Genomic DNA, 17357 nt, shown 5'->3' on the forward strand with positions numbered 1-17357 from the left:
CATGCCCGACACCCCGAAAATCCCCCTCGGCAAGCTGCTGATCCAGAAAGGCGTCATCAGCGAAGACCAGCTGCGCATCGCCCTTATCGAGCAGAAACGCAGCGGCGAGCCGCTGGGCAAGATGATGATCGCGCTCGGCTTCGTCACCGAAGCGACCATGCGCGAGGCGCTCAGCGAAAACCTGCACACGCCAAGCGCCGACCTGAACAGCCTGGTGGTGGACGCCATCGCCCTCAAGCTGATCCCCAAGGAAGTGGCCAAGCGCTACCGCGTGTTCCCCATCGTCTACCAGCGCGACATCGACAACCTGGTGCTGGCCATGTCCGACACCAGCAACATCGTGGCGCTGGACCAGATCAACGCCATGCTGGTGCAGGGCATCACCATCACGCCAATGCTGGCCAACGAGTCCGACATCCAGCGCGCCATCGACCAGTACTACGGCTTCGAGCTGTCCATCGACGGCATCCTGCACGAGATCGAAACGGGCGAGGTGAACTACGCCAGCCTGGGCACGACGAGCGACGAATACAGCCAGCCCATGGTGCGCCTGATCGACGCGCTGCTGGCCGACGCGGTGCAAAACGGCGCCTCGGACATCCACTTCGAGCCCGAGCAGAGCTTCCTGCGCATCCGCTACCGCATCGACGGCATCCTGCGCCAGATCCGCAGCCTGCACAAATCCTACTGGCCGGCCATGGCGGTGCGGCTCAAGGTGATCAGCAATATGAACATTGCCGAAACGCGCGCGCCGCAGGACGGCCGCATCTCGATCAAGTTTTCCGGCCGCCAGATCGACTTCCGCGCCTCGGCCCAGCCCACCACGCACGGCGAGAACCTGGTGCTGCGGGTGCTGGACCGCCAGAAAGGCATCGTGCCGCTGGACGGCCTGGGCCTGGACGAGGCCGAGCTGACCCTGCTCAAGCTGATGATCGCCCGCCCGGACGGGGTGATCCTGGTGACCGGCCCCACCGGCAGCGGCAAGACCACCACGCTGTATTCCATCCTGAACCACATCAACACCGAAAGCGTCAATATCATGACGCTGGAAGACCCGGTGGAATACCCGATGAACATGATCCGCCAGACTTCGGTGAACGAGTCCGCCAAGATGGGCTTCGCCGACGGCATCCGCTCCATGATGCGGCAGGACCCGGACGTGATCCTGGTGGGCGAGGTGCGGGACAGGGAAACCGCCGAAATGGCCTTCGCCGCCGCCATGACCGGCCACCAGGTCTATTCCACCCTGCACACCAACTCGGCCATCGGCTCCGTGTCGCGCCTGCTCGACATCGGCATCGTGCCCGACGTCATGGCCGGCAACATCATCGGCGTGATCGCGCAGCGCCTGGTGCGGCGCCTGTGCCCGCACTGCCGCGAGCCGTTCACGGCCGACGCCGTGGAGCGCCGCCTGCTCGGCCTGCCCGAGGACGCGCGCGGCGACAGTCCCACCCGGCTGTACCGCGCGGTGGGCTGCGAGCGCTGCGCGCACCAGGGCTACAAGGGCCGCCTGGCCATCATGGAGCTGCTGAAGATGAACGCCGAGCTCGATGAGCTGATCGGCCGCCGCGCCTCGGCGCGCGAGTTGCGCAACGCGGCGAAATCGGCCGGCTTCAAGACCCTGGTGGACGACGGCATGCGGCGCGTGCTGGAAGGCGTGACCACGCTGGAGGAAGTGTCGCGCGTGGTCGATCTGACGGACAGGCTGAGCTGATGCCGCACTATCTGTACACGGCGATGGACAACACCGGCCAGGTCCTGCCGGGCAATATGGACGCGGCCAACGTGCCGGACCTGGAGCTGCGCCTGGGCCGCATGGAGCTGGACCTGATCGATTACACGGTCACGCGCGACAAGCTGCTGGTGCTGGGCCGGCGCGCCATCACGCGCGCCGACCTGATCAACTTCTGCTTCCACATGGAGCAGATGACCGGCGCCGGCGTGCCCATCCTGGAAGGCCTGGACGACCTGCGCGAGAGCATGGAGCAGCACCCGCGCTTTCGCGAGGTGCTGACCGCGCTGATCGAGAGCATCGAAGGCGGCCTGCAGCTGTCGGACGCGCTGGCTGCGCACCCGGAAGTGTTCGACCACACATTTACCAGCCTGATCCACGCCGGCGAGCAAAGCGGCAAGGTGGCCGAGGTGTTCAAGAATCTGTCGGACAGCCTGAAGTGGCAGGACGAACTGGCCGCGCGCACCCGCAAGATTGTCACCTACCCGGCGGTGGTGGCGGTGGTGGTGCTGGGCGTAACCTTCTTCTTGATGATTTACCTGGTGCCGCAATTGACCGCCTTCATCAAGAACATGGGCAACGAGCTGCCGCTGCACACGCGCGCGCTGATCGCCCTGTCCGGCGTGTTCATCCAGTTCTGGTACGCCATCTTGCTGCTGCCGGTGCTGGCCTGGGTGGGCTTGCGCATCTGGCTGGGCCGCAGCGAGCGGGCGCGCTATGCTTTCGACGCGTTCAAGCTGCGCATCTGGCTGGTGGGCCCGGTGCTGCACAAGATTATCCTGGCGCGTTTTGCCACCTTTTTCGCGCTGATGTACGCCTCCGGCATCACCATCCTGGAGTGCCTGCGGCTGTCCGAAGGCATTGTCGGCAACCGCGTGGTGGCGGCCGGGCTGCGGCGCGCGGCGCAGCTCATTTCCGAGGGCCACAGCGTCACGGCGGCGTTCCAGAACACCGGCATCTTCCCGCCGCTGGTGATCCGCATGCTGAAAGTGGGCGAAGCCACCGGCGCGCTGGACCGCGCGCTGCACAACGCCAGCTACTTCTACGACCGCGAAGTGAAGGAAATGATAGAGCGCGCCCAAGCGATGATAGAACCGGCCATGACGGTGACCCTGGGCCTGATGCTGGGCTGGATCATGCTGTCGGTGCTGGGCCCGATTTACGACACCATCAGCAGTATCAGACTGTGAAGCGACCATGAAGCATCTGCTCTATCTTGGCAGCGAAAGACTGGACGCCTGGCGGTGGGAGGCGGGGCGGCTGGCCGGCCCGGCCAGCTTCGCCGCGACCCGCGCCGGGGTGGACGCCTTCCTGGACTACCTGGCACACCATCATCCGGGCGCGCCGGCGCTGCTGCTGGCCGACGTCGTGGAGGAGGATTTCCAGCGCCTGCTGCTGCCGCACGTGGGCGGCAAGGCGGGCCGCAACCTGCTGGAGCGGCGCCTGCTGCAGCAATACCGTGAAACGCCTTACCGCCAGGCCACCATACAGGGCCGCGCCGAGGAAGGCCGGCGCGACGATATCGTGTTGTGCTCGGCGCTGACCAATCCCGCGCTGCTGCAGCCCTGGACAGAAGCGCTCGAGCTACTGAAAACGCCGCTGGCCGGCGTGTATTCGGTGCCGCTGCTGGGCGAGGAACTGGCCGACCGGCTGGGCGTGGGGCGGGAGCACGAACACCTGCTGCTGGTGACGCAGCAATCGGCCGGGGTGCGCCAGAGCTATTTCCACAAGGGCTGCCTCAAGTTCAGCCGCCTGACACTGGCGGCGGACCGGGAAGGCACGGCCGTCAACGCCGGGGTGGAAACGGCCCGTACCCAGCAATTCCTGGTTAGCGTGCGCCTGCTGGAACGCGGCGAGCAACTGCACTCGGTAATGATCGCCCAAGACCAGGAACTGGAGCGCTGGAGCGGCCAGTGCGAGAACGGGCCGGAGACGGTCTACCACTTCATTCCGCTGGGGATCGCGGCCGGCCTGGCCGGCATCGGCTTGCCCAGCGAGGACGCGCCGCTGGCCGATCCCATGTTCCTGGAGCTGCTGGCACGCACCCGTCCGGCCAGCCACTACAAGCTGGGCGAGGAAGGCCGCTACTTCCGGCTGTGGCGGGTGCGGCGGGCGCTGATGGCCTCCAGCGCGGCAGTCGCCATCTGCGCGCTGATGTGGGTCACGGGGAACCTGTGGGCCTACGTCGGCGCCCAGGACGACGGCGAGCGCCTCAACCGGGAGGCGGCAGGCTACGACGCCAGCTACCGCGTCAGCATGTCCGACATGCCGCCGTCGCTGGCGCCGACCGCCAACATGAAAGCGGCGGTCACCATTGAACGCCTGCTCGCCACGCAGGCGCCGGCGCCGATCGACATGATGGGCATGCTTAGCGCCGCGCTGGACAAGGTGCCGCAGGTGCAGGTGGTGCGCCTGGACTGGCGCGTGGCGGCGGACGGCCTGCCCGCCACGGCTTCCGGCGGCGGAACGAATGGCGCAGACGCCGGCGCGGTGCCGATCCCGGCGCGGGTGCTGGGCATCCCGTCCAAGCCGCCGCAAACCTTGCGCGTCGAGGCCGAGGTGGCCCTGATGAGCAATAACGCGCGCGGCATCGTGGACAGCATGAACACCTTCGCCCAGGAACTGGCGCGCAATCCCAAGCTGACGGTGGCTATCGAACGCACCGTGCTCGACATCAGCCCGGGCGCCAAGCTTAGCGGCAGCACCGCCGCGGCAGGGGGCAAGCCCGCCCAATTCGTACTCAACCTGAGCCTGGCGCCATGAGTCCCGCAAACCGCAAACCCAAGCCCAGGCGCGCAACCACCCTGCCATACTGGCTGCGCGAGTTCGCGCTGATAAGGCTGCAGGCAATCGCTTTCGTGCTCACCGTGGCGCTGGCCATCGGCGCCGTGAGCGCCAGCCGCTGGTACTGGCACCAGGCGCGCGACTTCCAGGCCTGGGCGCAGCAAAAGCGCAACGCCGCGCGCGACCGCCTGTTCAACGCCGAAACCGAGAAGCGTGAAATCCGCCTGTACCAGCCGCAGTACGCCGCGCTGCGCGAGCGCGGACTGATCGGCCAGGAAAACCGCCTCGACTGGGTGGATGCCATCCGCCAGATCCAGGAGCAGCGCAAGCTGATGCCGGTCAGCTACGAGCTGGAGCCGCAGCAGCCGGTGCGGATGGGCGCCGGCATGGAACTGGGCGGCTACCGCCTGCACGGCAGCCGCATGCATCTGCACATGGACCTGCTGCACGAGGGCGACCTGTTCGTGCTGCTGGACGACCTGCGCCAGCGCAGCTTCTACAGCGCGCAGGAGTGCAGCATCAAGCGCGCGGCCAGCGGGCTGCCCACCCCGCTCGCGCCCACGCTGAGCGCCGACTGCACCCTCAACTGGCTCACCCTCACGCCGGCCCCCGCCCCGCGCATCGCCCAGCAATGGAGGCCGCAATGACGCCCCTGACACCCCGCCCGGGCGCTGCTGCGCTGGCTGCAGCCGTGACGCTAGCCGTCGTGGTGGCTCCGGCCCTGAGGCTGGCCGTGGCCGCGCCATCGTGGGCGGCATCCGCCGCCTCATCCGAGGCGCACGCCCAGCCGGGACAGTCACGCCATCTCGGCCGCCTGTTCTCCACGCCGCAGGAACGCGCCCTGCTCGACGCCCGCCGCGACGGCAGCGCGGTGGAAAGCCAGCCCGCAATAGCCGCCACGGCCGCGCTGCCCGCCACACCGCCCGAGCCGCTGCTGCTGAACGGTGTGGTCCAGCGCAGCAACGGCGCCACCACGGTCTGGCTGAACGACGCCCCGCTGGCTGCGCGCGGCAGCCAGGTCTTGCCGGACCGGTCCGTGTCGATCAAGCTGCCGTCGGGCAAACGCATCACCCTGAAACCTGGCCAAAGCTATGACGAAGCCACCGGCGCCATCACCAATGCGGGCCAGTAAGCGGCCGCGTCGCGAGCCGCCGCGCCAGCAGGGCGCCGTGCTGCTGATCCTGCTTGCCGTGCTCGCGCTGGCCGGCTCCTCGCTGCTGATGTCGGCCTTCGGCGCCAACACCGTGGAAGCGCGCCGCGCGCAGCGCACCCAGATGCTGCTGGCGCAGGCCACCGATGCGCTGACCGGCTTCGCCGCCGCCAACGGCCGCCTGCCGCGCCCCGCCATCTCGGCCACCGACGGCCGCGAGCAGCCGCTGCCCTGCGCCAGCGACGAGCTATGCACCGGCTACCTGCCCTGGGTGGCGCTGGGCGTGGCCGGCGAAGACGCCTGGGGCAAGCGCCTGCGTTACAGTGTCACAGCGGCATTCACCAGCTATGAATACCAGCCCGCCAGCGCTGCCGCCACCCGCACCGTGCAGCAGCGCGGCGCGGACGGCGAACTGCGCTACGTGGCCGGCGGCACGGCTTGCACCGCACAAACCCGCTGCGCCGCGCTGGTGGTGCTCTCGCACGGCAAAAACAACTACGGCACCTCGGCCGAAGGCGTGGAGCAAGCCAACCCGGGCCAGCTCAACGACGACGAAGCCGTCAACGCAGGCGCCAGCAGGCACTTCATCACGCGCGTCGCCAGCGGCGACCCGAACGCGCCCGGCGGCGAATTCGACGACCAGGTTGCCTGGCTGACGCTGCAACCCCTGTATGCCCGCATGCGCGCCGCCCGCACCCTGCCCAACTGACCATGCACACCATAAACCAACAACGCGGCTTCAGCCTGGTCGAAATCGCCATCGTGCTGGTGATCGTCGGCCTCATGGTGGGCGGCCTGCTCACGCCGCTCAGCATGCAGCTCGAACAGCGCAAGGCCGCCGACACCCAGCGCGCGCTGGACGAGGCGCGCGAGGCGCTGGTCGGCTTTGCGGTGCGCTACGGCTACCTGCCCTGCCCCGCCGTCTCCGCCAGCGACGGCCAGGAAGACCGCAGCGGCAACCGCTGCACCGGCGAACGCCGCGACGGCTACCTGCCCTGGGCCACCCTCGGCCTGCCCCGGCTGGACGCCTGGAACCACCTGTACCGCTACAGCGTCACGCCCGCCTTCGCCGACAGCGCGGACCGCTTCAAGCTGGTCACGGCGCGCGACATCACGGTCTACACGCGCGACGGGCTGGGCAACCTGGCCGCCGCGACGGCGCCGGCCGACATTCCCGCCGTGATCCTGTCGCACGGCAAGAACGGCTACGGCGCCACCAGCGACGCCGGCCGGCTGCTGGCCAACGGTTCGCGCAGCAACGAGGACGAACAGAACAACGCCGGCGCCGACATCAATTTCATGGCACGCAACCCCAGCGAGAACCGCGCCCTGCCGGGCGGCGAGTTCGACGACATGGTGGTGTGGGTCTCGCCCAACATCCTGTTCAACAGGATGGTTGCGGCGCAGGTGCTGCCTTAGAATTCGACACAGAGAAAGGACTTACCCATGCGCAAGCCAGCCTGCAACCGTTCCCAGCAAGGCTTCACCCTTGTAGAAATCGCTATCGTGCTGGTCATCATCGGCCTGCTGCTGGGCGGAGTACTCAAGGGTCAAAGCCTGATCGACAGTGCCAAGGTGAAAAACATCATCCAGCAGGCCAACGCGCTGACCTCGGCCGTAAACGCCTACCAGGACAAGTTCCGCGCCCTGCCGGGCGACGATCCGCTGGCCACCGCCCACGTGCCGGGCGCCACCGGCAACGGCAATGGCGATGGCCAGATCAGCGAATACCAGCTGGCGCCGCAGCACCTGGCGCTGGCCGGACTGATCACCGGTTCCTTCAACGGCAGTACCGACTTCATGACCAGCGCCCAGGGCGGCGCCGTCTACATCTACAACGACGTGGTGGGCGGACGCGGCGGCAATGGCGTGCGCATCGACAACCTGCCCGACACCGTGGCCGAACAGATCGACGCCAAGCTGGACGACGGCAAACCCAACACCGGCTCGGTGCGCGCCGCCGTCGGCCCCGGCGTCACCGCCTACACCAACACCGGCGCCATCGTTACCCGCCTCGCGATCTTCTTCTGAACAAAAAAGTACGCGCGTTCGTTTTTTTGCGATAGAATAAAACTACGTTAAAAAACCATCCCAACGCAGGAGACGCGATGTTTGAGGAATTCATGGGCACCAAAGCAGTGTCCGAACGCCACCAGTTCGACGTGGCGGCGCTGGACGCTTACCTGCGCCAGCACGTGGAAGGCTACCCGGAGGGCGAGCTGGCCGTGGTCCAGTTCAAGGGCGGCCAGTCCAACCCGACCTTCAAGCTGAGCAAGGGCGCCGGCGCACAACAGCAGCATTACGTGCTGCGCACCAAGCCCGCCCCGGCCGCCAAGCTGCTGGCCTCGGCCCACGCCATCGACCGCGAGTACCGCGTGATGGACGCGCTCAACAAGGCCGGCTTCCCGGCGGCCCGCCAGTACACGCTGTGCACCGACGAATCCGTGATCGGCCGCGCCTTCTACGTGATGGAGTTCGTCGACGGCCGCGTGCTGTGGGACCAGGCCCTGCCCGGCATGACGCCGGCCGAGCGCGCCGCCATCTACGACGAGCAGAACCGCGTCATCGCGCAGTTGCACAGCATCGACTATAGCGCCATCGGCCTGGGTGACTACGGCAAGCCGGGCAACTATTTCCAGCGCCAGATCGAGCGCTGGAGCAAACAATACGTGGCCTCGCAAACCGAGCAGATCGCGGCGATGGACCAGCTGATCGCGTGGCTGCCCAACAACATCCCGCCCGGCGACGACACCTCCATCGTGCACGGCGACTACCGCCTGGACAATATGATCTTCCACCCCACCGAGCCGCGCATCCTGGCCGTGCTGGACTGGGAGCTGTCCACCCTGGGCCACCCGTTCGCCGACTTCTCCTACCACGCCATGGGCTGGAACATCGAGCCGGGCCAGTTCCGCGGCATCGCCGGGCTGGACCTGAAGGCGCTGGGCATTCCGTCCCAGCAGGAGTACATCGCCAGTTACGCCGAGCGCACCGGCAAACGGATCCGCCTGGAAGACTTCAACTTCTACCTGGCGTTTAATATGTTCCGCCTGGCGAGCATCATGCAAGGCATTATGAAACGCTATGTGGACGGCACCGCCGCCAGCGCCCAGGCGCTGGAATCGGGCAAGATGGCGCGCCCCATGGCTGAACTGGCCTGGGCTTACGCGTCCGGCAAACAAATCTAAAGGAGACCGGCATGGAATTCGAATACTCGGAGCGCTGCAAAGAGCTGCAAGCCAGACTGCTGGCCTTTATGGACCAGCACATCTACCCGAACGAAAAAGTGTTTTACCAGGAAGTGGAGCGTAACGGCCGCGAAAAAGGCAACCGCTGGATCCCGACCGAGATCATTGAAAAGCTCAAGCCGCTGGCGCGCGAACAGGGACTGTGGAACCTGTTCCTGCCGAAATCGACGCGCGCGCCGGAAGGCTTGTCCAACCTGGACTACGCGCCGCTGTGCGAAATCATGGGCCGCGTGCCCTGGGCGCCGGAAGTATTCAACTGTGCCGCGCCGGACACGGGCAACATGGAAACCCTGGAGCGCTACGCCAGCGAAGAGCACAAGCAGCAATGGCTGGAGCCGCTGCTGCGCGGCGAAATCCGCTCGGCCTTTGCCATGACCGAGCCGGCCGTGGCCTCGTCGGACGCCACCAACATCGAAACCCGCATCGACCGCGACGGCGACGACTATGTCATCAACGGCCGCAAATGGTGGATTTCCGGCGCCGGCGACCCGCGCTGCAAGATCTATATCACCATGGGCAAGACCGACTTCAACGCCGCCCGCCACCAGCAGCAGTCGATGATACTGGTGCCGGCCGACACGCCCGGCCTGACCGTGGTGCGTCCGCTGCCCGTGTTCGGCTACGACGACGCGCCGCATGGCCACTGCGAACTGGTATTCGAGAACGTGCGCGTGCCTGCCGCCAACATCCTGCTGGGTGAAGGGCGCGGCTTCGAGATTGCCCAGGGCCGCCTGGGCCCGGGCCGCATCCACCACTGCATGCGCGCCATCGGCGTGGCCGAGCGCGCGCTGGAGCTGATGTGCCAGCGCCTGCACAGCCGGGTGGCTTTCGGCAAGCGCATTTCCGAACAGGGCGTGTGGCGCGAGCGCATTGCCGAAGCGCGCATCCAGATCGACACGGCGCGCCTGCTGACCCTGAAAGCCGCCTACATGATGGACAAGGTGGGCAACAAGGGCGCGCAAGCGGAGATCGCCATGATCAAGGTGCTGGCGCCGAACGTGGCCCAGCAGGTGCTGGACTGGGCCATCCAGGCGCACGGCGCGGCCGGCGTGTCCGACGAGTTCCCGCTGGCCTACCAGTGGGCCGGCAACCGTACCCTGCGGCTGGCCGACGGCCCGGACGAGGTTCACCGCAACGCGATTGCCAAGCTGGAACTGGCCAAGCACATGCCGCTGAAGGAAGACCTCGGCCTGCCCATCACGCGCAGCTAGGCATAGCACTCTCCGGCGGCGCACCGCAGCGCGCTGTTGCGCCGGGGCGGCGCGCCAGCATGCCCGCCGACAATTCGCTTGGTCGCCACGCGGCGCTCGGCTATTATCAGAGCGCTATCCACGCAAACCGGGGGCCATGCGGTGCCACACAATACAGCCAAGCTGCCATCGATACGTTCGCAGATCGCTCTGCTGGTGCTGGCTTGCGCGCTGCCGTCGGTGCTTGGCCTGGGCGTGCTGCTGCAGCACTTCTACCAGCGCGAACAGCTGCAATTCCAGCACGAGGCCCTGGCGACGGCGCGCGCGCTGGCAACCGCCATCGGCTACGACATCGGCGAGGCCGAAATCGCGGCGCTGGCCCTGGCCAGCTCGCCCAGCCTGGAGCGTGGCGACCTGGCCGGCTTCGCGGCGCAGGCCGCCAGCCAGCTGCGCCCCGCGCTGCCGGTCCAGCGCCTGCTGCTGAGCGACACCGCCGGCCGCGTGCTGCTCACCGTCGGCCCCGCTGAGCCGACCGCCGCTTCCCCGCCGCCGCAGGCCGGCGCCGCCAGTCCAGGCAACGCGGCGCAGGCAGCCCAGGCCGCCCGCGTCGCCCCCGCCATCGCGCAGGGCCGCCCAGCGCTCTCCGTGCTGCCCCGCAGCGATCTGCCATACCAGCCCGAAGTTGCGGTAGATGTGCCGGTGCAGCGCGGCGGCAAGACCTTGCATGTATTGACCGCCGTGCTCAAGCCGAACCGCCTGGCCGAGGCGGCCGAAGCCCAGCGCCTGTCGCCGCAATGGCTGATCGCACTGATCGGCGCAGACGGCGTGATAGTGGACCGCAACAAGGAACCGGAACGCTTTGTCGGCACGCAGATTTCGGCCCAGTCGCGCGAGGTGTTGCAAGGCAGCGGCGAAGGCGCCCGGCTGACCGAATCGCGCGACGGGACTTCCGTGTTTGCCGGCCTGAGCCTGCTGCCGGGACGCCAGTGGGCGGTGGGCGTGGGCATGCCCGAGCAACAGGCCATGCTGGACGCGGCGCTGCCATCGGTGCCGCTGGTGGCTGGCGCCGTGAGCATGCTGCTGCTGGTGGGCATCGTGCTGGCCTGGCTGATGGGCGGCCAGATCGCCCGCTCCATCGCCAGCCTCACCGGTCCTGCGCGCGCGCTGGCCGGCGGCGAAACCATGGCCCTGCCGCACATGACCTTCCGCGAGGCCGACGAGGTGGCGCAGGCGCTGGTGCAGGTCGAAGGCGACATCCAGCGCCACCGCCACGAGCTGCAAACCCTGGTGGCCGAACGCACCGCCCAGCTCGAAGCGTCCAAGGCCCTGCTGGAGAACGTGTACGCCAGCGCGCCGGTCGGCCTCAGCTTTGTCGACATGGACCTGCGCATCGTCATGATCAACGACTACCTGGCGGCCATCAACGACAAGCCGGTGTCCGAGCACATTGGCCGCTACTTCAGCGACGTCATTCGCGACGCGCAGGTGCGGCTGGACGTGGAGCGCGACTACCGCCAGGTATTGGCCACCGGCCTGGCCGTCTCCGGCGTCGAAATGTCCGGCACCGCGCCGGACCATCCGGACCGGGCCGCCCACTGGCTCTCCAGCTATTTCCCGGTGCACGACGCCACCGGCCGCATGATAGGCATCACCGGCCTGCTGGTGGACATTTCGCCGCAGAAGAACATCGAGCGCCAGCTGCGCCAGTCCAAGCAGCTGTTCAAGCAGGTGGTGGAGAACATGCCTGCCATGCTGTTTGTCAAGCGCGCCGCCGACTTGCGCTTCGAGATGATGAACCGCCAGGCCGAGCTGACCCTGGGCCGGCCACGCACCCAGTTCCTCGGCAAGAACGACTTCGACTTCTTCCTGCCGGAACAGGCCGACGCCTTCGCCCGCGCCGACCGCACCGTGCTGGCCAGCAACGAGGTGGTGGAGATCGCCGAGGAGGAAGTCACGGCGGCCGACGGCACGGTGCGCGTGCTTAACACCCGCAAGGTGGCGCTGCGCGACGAGCAAGGCACTCCCACCCACTTGCTGGGCATGGCCATCGACATCACCGAGCGCAAGCGCGCCGACGAGGTGCTGCGCGCCACTTCGCTCAGCCTGGCGCGCAGCAACGCCTTTATCCGCACCGTGACCGACCATGTGCCGGCCATGGTCACCTATTGGGACCAGGAACTGCGCTGCCGCTTCGCCAACCGCAGTTTCGTCGAATTCATGGGCTTGGGGATAGACCAGGTGATCGGCGCGCCGCTGGTGGAAGTGATCGGAGGCGAGCTGTACCGGCGCAACCGGCAGCGCGTCGAAGCCGCGCTGGCCGGCCAGCCGCAGAGCTTTTACCAGGACCGGCCCGACCGCAGCGGCGAATCGCACTTCGTGTGGGCCAACTACATCCCCGACCTGGACGAGGCCGGCAAGGTGCGCGGCTTTTTCGTCATGGTGTCGGACGTGACCGAACTCAAGCGCACCGAGCTGCGCCTGCACGACCTGAACGAGCAGCTGGTGCGCGCGCGCGACCGGGCCGAAGCGGCCAGCCGCGCCAAGAGCGCCTTCGTGGCCAATATGAGCCACGAGATCCGCACTCCGATGAACGCCATCATCGGCCTGGCGCGGCTGCTGGAAGAGGCGCCGCTGGAGCGGCGCGAGCGCAGCTACGTGGGCAAGATCCAGCTGGCCACACAGTCGCTGCTGGCAGTGGTCAACGACGTGCTGGACTTCTCCAAGATCGAGGCCGGCCAGCTCAAGCTGGAACACAGCCCCTTCAACCTCGACCATATCCTCACCAGCATCGGCGTGCTGGTCGGCCAGAATGCGTGGAACAAGGGGGTGGAGCCGGTCTTCAACGTGGCGCCGGACGTGCCGCTGGACCTGGTGGGCGACGCCATGCGGCTGCAGCAGGTGCTGCTCAACCTGGCCGGCAACGCCGTCAAGTTCACCGAACACGGCGAGGTGGTGGTGTCGGTGCGGCAGCTGGCGTCCAGCGCCACCTCCACCACGCTGGAATTTGCCGTGCGCGACACCGGCATCGGCATCAGCCCGGCCCAGCAGGCCCACTTGTTCGAAGCCTTTTCGCAGGGCGACAACAGCACCAGCCGCCAGTACGGCGGCACCGGCCTCGGCCTGGCCATCTGCCGCCGGCTGGTGGACCTGATGAACAGTTCCATCAGCCTGCACAGCGAACTGGGCAAAGGGTCGACCTTCCGCTTTGCCTGCACCCTGGAGCGCGCCGTGCACGGCTTGCCGGCGGCGCGCGAACTGCCGCCCGCCGTGGCAGGCCTCAGCCTGCTGATTGTCGAGGATAACGCCACCGTACTGGACATGCTGACGCGCCAGTGCCAGGCGCTGGGCTGGCGCGTGTGGAGCGCCGACAGCGGCCAGGCCGGCCTGGCCCAGCTGCGCAAGCTGGCCCGCGCCGGCGCCGCGCGCCAGCTCGATTTGCTGCTGCTGGACGCCGGCCTGCCGGACCTGGACGGCATTTCGCTCTTGACCCAGGCGCACACGGACGATACCCTGCAGCTGCCGCCGACTATCATGATGGCACCCGACCACTACACCGAGGAGTTGATCCCCATCGCCGACAGCCTGCACATCGCAACCATCCTGGCCAAGCCAACCACGCCGTCCCGCCTGCTGGCCAGCGTGGTGGCGGTACGCACCGGCACCGCCCACCAGTCCGCCCTGCCGGCCCACACGCCGCTGTCGGGCCGCCTGGCAGGCATGCGCGTGCTGCTGGTGGAGGACAACGAGATCAACCAGGAAATGGCGCAGTACATCCTGCTGCATGCCGGCGCACGGGTGGACATCGCCTGCAACGGCAGCGTGGCGGTGGAGCTGCTGAAAGCCGATCCGGAACGCTACGACGCGGTGCTGATGGACCTGCAGATGCCGGTGATGAATGGCTACGAAGCCACCGCCACCCTGCGCGCCATGGGCTTGAAGGAGTTGCCCATCATTGCCATGACGGCCAACGCGCTGGACGAGGACCGCCAGCTGGCGGTGGAAGCCGGCGTGAACGCGCATGTGCCCAAGCCGATCGACGTGGACGAACTGCTGGCCACCTTGCTGCGCCTGGCGCCGCTGCACCCGGGACGCGCCGCGCCCGACGAGAGCTGGCGCCAGGCGCCCGACGATGACAGGCCGACCAGCCTGCCGGGCATAGACCTGGAGGCCGCGCTCAAGCGCCTGGCCGGCAACTACCCGGCCTTTGTCGGCCTGCTCAAGCGCTTCGAGAACTCGCAGGGCGGCACCGTGGGCGAAGTGCGCATCTTGCTGGCAAGCGGCAAGCAGCACGCCGCAGCCCAGCTGCTGCACCGCCTGCGGGGCGTGGCGGCCAACCTGGGCGCCGGCGACATCGCCCGCCTCAGCGCGCAGGCCGAAGTGGCGTTACATGAAGGCAGCGAAACCGACCTGGCCTTCCTGCTGACCGCGCTGGACCAGTCGATCAGCGTGGTGACCGAGGCCGCGCGCACGCTGCCGTTGCCGCTGCCGGCTGCAGCGGCGGTCAGCGGCCCGGCGGCGGGCGGCGCCGATCTGCCGCAAGCGCTGGCAGACCTGCTATGCTTGCTACAAACTAACAACATGAAAGCGTTGACCCACTTCCAGGCGTTGCGCCCGGCGCTGGAGCAGCACGGGCACGACGCCGTGCTGGCCCTGGCCCATGCCGTGGAAACCCTGGATTTCACCGCCGCCGAGCACCTGGTACAAGATATGTTGAAGCGAAAGGACACTGCATGAGCTGGAGCGACCTGGCGATGAACGGACGCATCCTGATCGTCGACGACGCGATGGAGAACATCCAGATTCTCCACCATGCGCTGCGCGACGAGCATGACGTGCTGTTTGCCCTCAGCGGTGAGAAGGCGCTGCAGATTGCGCACAACCAGCAGCCGGACCTGATCCTGCTGGACGCGGTCATGCCCGGCATGGACGGCTACGAGGTGTGCGGCGCGCTGCGCGCCTCGGCCGCCGTACGCGACATCCCGGTGATTTTCGTCACCGCGCTGAGCACGCCCGAGGACGAAACCCGGGCCTTGGAAGCGGGCGCGGTGGACTTCATCAGCAAGCCGTTCAACGTGGCCGTGGTGCGCGCGCGGGTGCGCACCCAGCTGACCGTCAAGCGCCAGGCCGACGCCATGCGCGAACTGACCCTGACCGACTCGCTGACCGGCGTGGCCAACCGCCGCAGCTTCAACGAAGCCATGGACAACGAATGGCGCCGCTGCGGGCGCGACGGCACGCCGGTGGCCATCATCATGATCGACATCGACCACTTCAAGCACTACAACGACGCCTACGGCCACCAGGCTGGCGACCTGTGCCTGCAGCAGGTGAGCGCGGCCATGAAGCGCTGTGCCGGGCGTCCGCCCGACCTGCTGGCGCGCTATGGCGGCGAGGAATTCATCATCCTGCTGCCGCAGGTGGGGGCGGAAGGCGCCGAGGTGGTGGCGCAGCGCATCCTGGACGAGGTACGGCTGCTGCAAATCCCGCACAAGGCATCGTCGGTCGGCCCGCAAGTGACCGTCAGCATGGGCGTGTCCACCGCGATGCCGGATGACCAGTCCGACGCCAGCGCGCTGATCCGGCGCGCCGACGCCTTGCTCTACCGCGCCAAGGAAACCGGCCGCAACCGCTACTGCATGTCCCCCCAGGACTGAGCGGGGACACGCAGCCATGCTGGCTAAGGCACCGTCAGCTTGCCGGTGCCGGCGTTGCTCAATACCGACTGCCTGACCGCCGATGTGGCCAGCAGCGCCGGCGTGTATGGCAGGGTCCAGCCAACGGACGCGCTGAAGCTGCACTTGCCGGCCACGTCCAGCGCCGTACCGTTCAGCAGCGAGCCGGCGTCCGTGATGGCCCCGGTCTTGCTCGACGATCCAGGATTGGTCAGGATATTGGTGCAGCTGGTGGCGCCGGCGATGTCGAAGGCGTTGTTTTGCGAAATGATCTTGGCCTTGTAGGCCACGCCGACGCTGTAGTGGTGCGGATAGACCGCGTGCGAGCGGCTGCCCTCGAAGTAGTTGTTGTACAAGTGTACCTTGCCGAAGCGTACGCGCGGCGCCCGCTCCGCCACATGCAGGAAGTGGTTGTTGTTGAAGGTGACGGTCAGGTGGCCATCGTCGCTGGTGGTGCTGTCCGACGAGCCGACCAGGTTGTTCTTCTGGTGCAGTTCGAAGCGGTTGTTGGACACGGTCACGTAGTCCGAACCGTTCTTCACGTCCAGCGCGCCGTCATGGCATTGCTTGACTTTGCCGTTGCTGATGGGCAGCTTGTCGTCGGTCAGCGGCGCGTCCGTGAATACATTGTGGTCCACCCACACGTTCTTCGAATTGCTGATCACCACGCTGTCGAACTCCGAGTTCCAGTTGCCGCTGCTGCCGTCGTTCGGGTCCCACACCGGGTTCACATCGCACGGATTGACGATGTTCAGATTGCGCACGATCACGTTCTGCGCATCGCTGATGGAGATCGAACCGTTCACCAGGCGGGTGTCGCTGCCCATGCCGATCAGGGTGCTGTTGCTGCCGACCTTGACCTTGCTGCGCAGGGACTGGTCGCTGGTGCTGGTGAACGGGCCGCCGTTGTCCGCCGACGCCATGTCGATGGTGCCGTACAGTTTGATGATCTTGGCATTGCTGCCCTGCGCCTTGAGCGCGGCCAGCAATTGCGACGGCGTGTTCACCTTGTAGATAGCGGTAGCCGCTGCCGCCGCGCCGCCGGTGGTGCCGCCGTTGCTCCCGGCCCAGCCGCCGGCCGGGGCCGCTTCCTTGCTGGCGTCCGCAGCCGGGGCCGGTTCCGGATCGGGCGCCGGGGTCGGCGCCGCGCCGCCGATCGGGCCGACGGCGCACTTCTTCGCCAGCCCCGGGTAAGGATCCGAGCCGAAACTGGCCACCGTGCACGCGATGTCGCCGGACCGCGTTTGCACCACAAACCTATCCTTGATCCCGAACGATACCACGCGGGCGCTGCTGCCCGCCTTGCAGGTATTGCCTTCGTCCGCGCACTTGGAATAGCCGGCCGGCCAGTCAGCCGCCTGCGCTGCGCCGCTTGAGGACAGCAACGCTACCATGCCCGCCAAAACAATCTGTTTCGATGTCAAGATGTGTCTCCCTTTGTAAGCTGGCAACATCAGCGCCGCCAGTCAACAGACATCATACAACCGCAGGCGTAGCAGTTGCCGCCCAATTGCAACATTTCCACACCGCCATGCAACACTTTCAAAAGCTTAGCGCAGCGCAATGCGCAGCACAGATTTA

Annotated in this window: 13 protein-coding genes; 12 read left to right on the forward strand and 1 reads right to left on the reverse strand. The window is 67.2% G+C overall.

Translation table 11 applies throughout. The annotated features are described in order from the left end of the window. The first annotated feature begins 1 nt into the window (after position 1). The 12 genes from AC6H42_RS11630 to AC6H42_RS11685 all read left to right on the forward strand — a co-directional run bounded on the left by AC6H42_RS11630 (position 2) and on the right by AC6H42_RS11685 (position 15758). Positions 2–1714 carry a GspE/PulE family protein gene (locus AC6H42_RS11630; RefSeq protein WP_057154677.1) on the forward strand — a complete coding sequence of 571 codons (1713 nt, stop codon included), beginning with the start codon at positions 2–4 and terminating at the stop codon, positions 1712–1714. Next, positions 1714–2922, forward strand: coding sequence for a type II secretion system F family protein (locus tag AC6H42_RS11635; protein ID WP_057154678.1), 1209 nt, complete (start codon positions 1714–1716; stop codon positions 2920–2922). Before AC6H42_RS11630 ends, AC6H42_RS11635 begins: the two co-directional genes overlap by 1 nt. Positions 2923–2929: 7 nt before the next feature. After that, positions 2930–4495 carry a hypothetical protein gene (locus AC6H42_RS11640; protein ID WP_497548093.1) on the forward strand — a complete coding sequence of 522 codons (1566 nt, stop codon included), beginning with the start codon at positions 2930–2932 and terminating at the stop codon, positions 4493–4495. Next, a complete protein-coding gene (locus tag AC6H42_RS11645; protein WP_497548094.1) occupies positions 4492–5163 on the forward strand; it encodes a hypothetical protein in 672 nt (223 codons plus the stop codon). The genes AC6H42_RS11640 and AC6H42_RS11645 overlap by 4 nt, the downstream gene beginning before the upstream one ends. After that, positions 5160–5648 (forward strand): hypothetical protein, encoded by a 489-nt coding sequence (locus AC6H42_RS11650; protein ID WP_057154680.1) that lies wholly within the window; start codon positions 5160–5162, stop codon positions 5646–5648. The genes AC6H42_RS11645 and AC6H42_RS11650 overlap by 4 nt, the downstream gene beginning before the upstream one ends. Further along, on the forward strand, positions 5635–6375 hold the full coding sequence (locus AC6H42_RS11655) for a hypothetical protein (protein WP_497548095.1): 741 nt from the start codon (positions 5635–5637) through the stop codon (positions 6373–6375). Before AC6H42_RS11650 ends, AC6H42_RS11655 begins: the two co-directional genes overlap by 14 nt. A 2-nt stretch (positions 6376–6377) precedes the next feature. Further along, positions 6378–7085 (forward strand): type II secretion system protein, encoded by a 708-nt coding sequence (locus AC6H42_RS11660; protein WP_057154682.1) that lies wholly within the window; start codon positions 6378–6380, stop codon positions 7083–7085. Between the two features lie 27 nt (positions 7086–7112). Then, positions 7113–7697, forward strand: coding sequence for a prepilin-type N-terminal cleavage/methylation domain-containing protein (locus AC6H42_RS11665; protein WP_057154683.1), 585 nt, complete (start codon positions 7113–7115; stop codon positions 7695–7697). 77 nt (positions 7698–7774) lie between these two features. Then, positions 7775–8854 (forward strand): phosphotransferase, encoded by a 1080-nt coding sequence (locus AC6H42_RS11670; protein WP_057154684.1) that lies wholly within the window; start codon positions 7775–7777, stop codon positions 8852–8854. Positions 8855–8865: 11 nt separating this feature from the next. Further along, positions 8866–10125, forward strand: coding sequence for an acyl-CoA dehydrogenase family protein (locus tag AC6H42_RS11675; protein ID WP_057154685.1), 1260 nt, complete (start codon positions 8866–8868; stop codon positions 10123–10125). Between the two features lie 141 nt (positions 10126–10266). After that, complete coding sequence (locus tag AC6H42_RS11680) at positions 10267–14838, forward strand: PAS domain-containing protein (protein ID WP_497548096.1); 4572 nt, start codon at positions 10267–10269, stop codon at positions 14836–14838. Beyond that, on the forward strand, positions 14835–15758 hold the full coding sequence (locus AC6H42_RS11685; RefSeq protein ID WP_057154686.1) for a diguanylate cyclase domain-containing protein: 924 nt from the start codon (positions 14835–14837) through the stop codon (positions 15756–15758). The genes AC6H42_RS11680 and AC6H42_RS11685 overlap by 4 nt, the downstream gene beginning before the upstream one ends. A 23-nt stretch (positions 15759–15781) precedes the next feature. Here the strand turns inward: AC6H42_RS11685 and AC6H42_RS11690 are convergent, their stop codons facing one another. Beyond that, positions 15782–17200 carry a pectate lyase family protein gene (locus tag AC6H42_RS11690; protein WP_497548097.1) on the reverse strand — a complete coding sequence of 473 codons (1419 nt, stop codon included), beginning with the start codon at positions 17198–17200 and terminating at the stop codon, positions 15782–15784. Between the last annotated feature and the right edge of the window lie 157 nt (positions 17201–17357).

This window comes from Massilia sp. NBRC 108631 (assembly GCF_059704565.1).

Excerpts from the sequence above, each read along its gene's own strand:
- AC6H42_RS11655 (WP_497548095.1), top strand. The coding sequence starts at position 5,635 with ATGCGGGCCAGTAAGCGGCCGCGTCGCGAGCCGCCGCGCCAGCAGGGC.
- AC6H42_RS11640 (WP_497548093.1), top strand. The coding sequence starts at position 2,930 with ATGAAGCATCTGCTCTATCTTGGCAGCGAAAGACTGGACGCCTGGCGG.
- AC6H42_RS11675 (WP_057154685.1), top strand. The coding sequence starts at position 8,866 with ATGGAATTCGAATACTCGGAGCGCTGCAAAGAGCTGCAAGCCAGACTG.
- AC6H42_RS11665 (WP_057154683.1), top strand. The coding sequence starts at position 7,113 with ATGCGCAAGCCAGCCTGCAACCGTTCCCAGCAAGGCTTCACCCTTGTA.
- AC6H42_RS11630 (WP_057154677.1), top strand. The coding sequence starts at position 2 with ATGCCCGACACCCCGAAAATCCCCCTCGGCAAGCTGCTGATCCAGAAA.
- AC6H42_RS11635 (WP_057154678.1), top strand. The coding sequence starts at position 1,714 with ATGCCGCACTATCTGTACACGGCGATGGACAACACCGGCCAGGTCCTG.
- AC6H42_RS11645 (WP_497548094.1), top strand. The coding sequence starts at position 4,492 with ATGAGTCCCGCAAACCGCAAACCCAAGCCCAGGCGCGCAACCACCCTG.
- AC6H42_RS11670 (WP_057154684.1), top strand. The coding sequence starts at position 7,775 with ATGTTTGAGGAATTCATGGGCACCAAAGCAGTGTCCGAACGCCACCAG.
- AC6H42_RS11685 (WP_057154686.1), top strand. The coding sequence starts at position 14,835 with ATGAGCTGGAGCGACCTGGCGATGAACGGACGCATCCTGATCGTCGAC.
- AC6H42_RS11660 (WP_057154682.1), top strand. The coding sequence starts at position 6,378 with ATGCACACCATAAACCAACAACGCGGCTTCAGCCTGGTCGAAATCGCC.
- AC6H42_RS11650 (WP_057154680.1), top strand. The coding sequence starts at position 5,160 with ATGACGCCCCTGACACCCCGCCCGGGCGCTGCTGCGCTGGCTGCAGCC.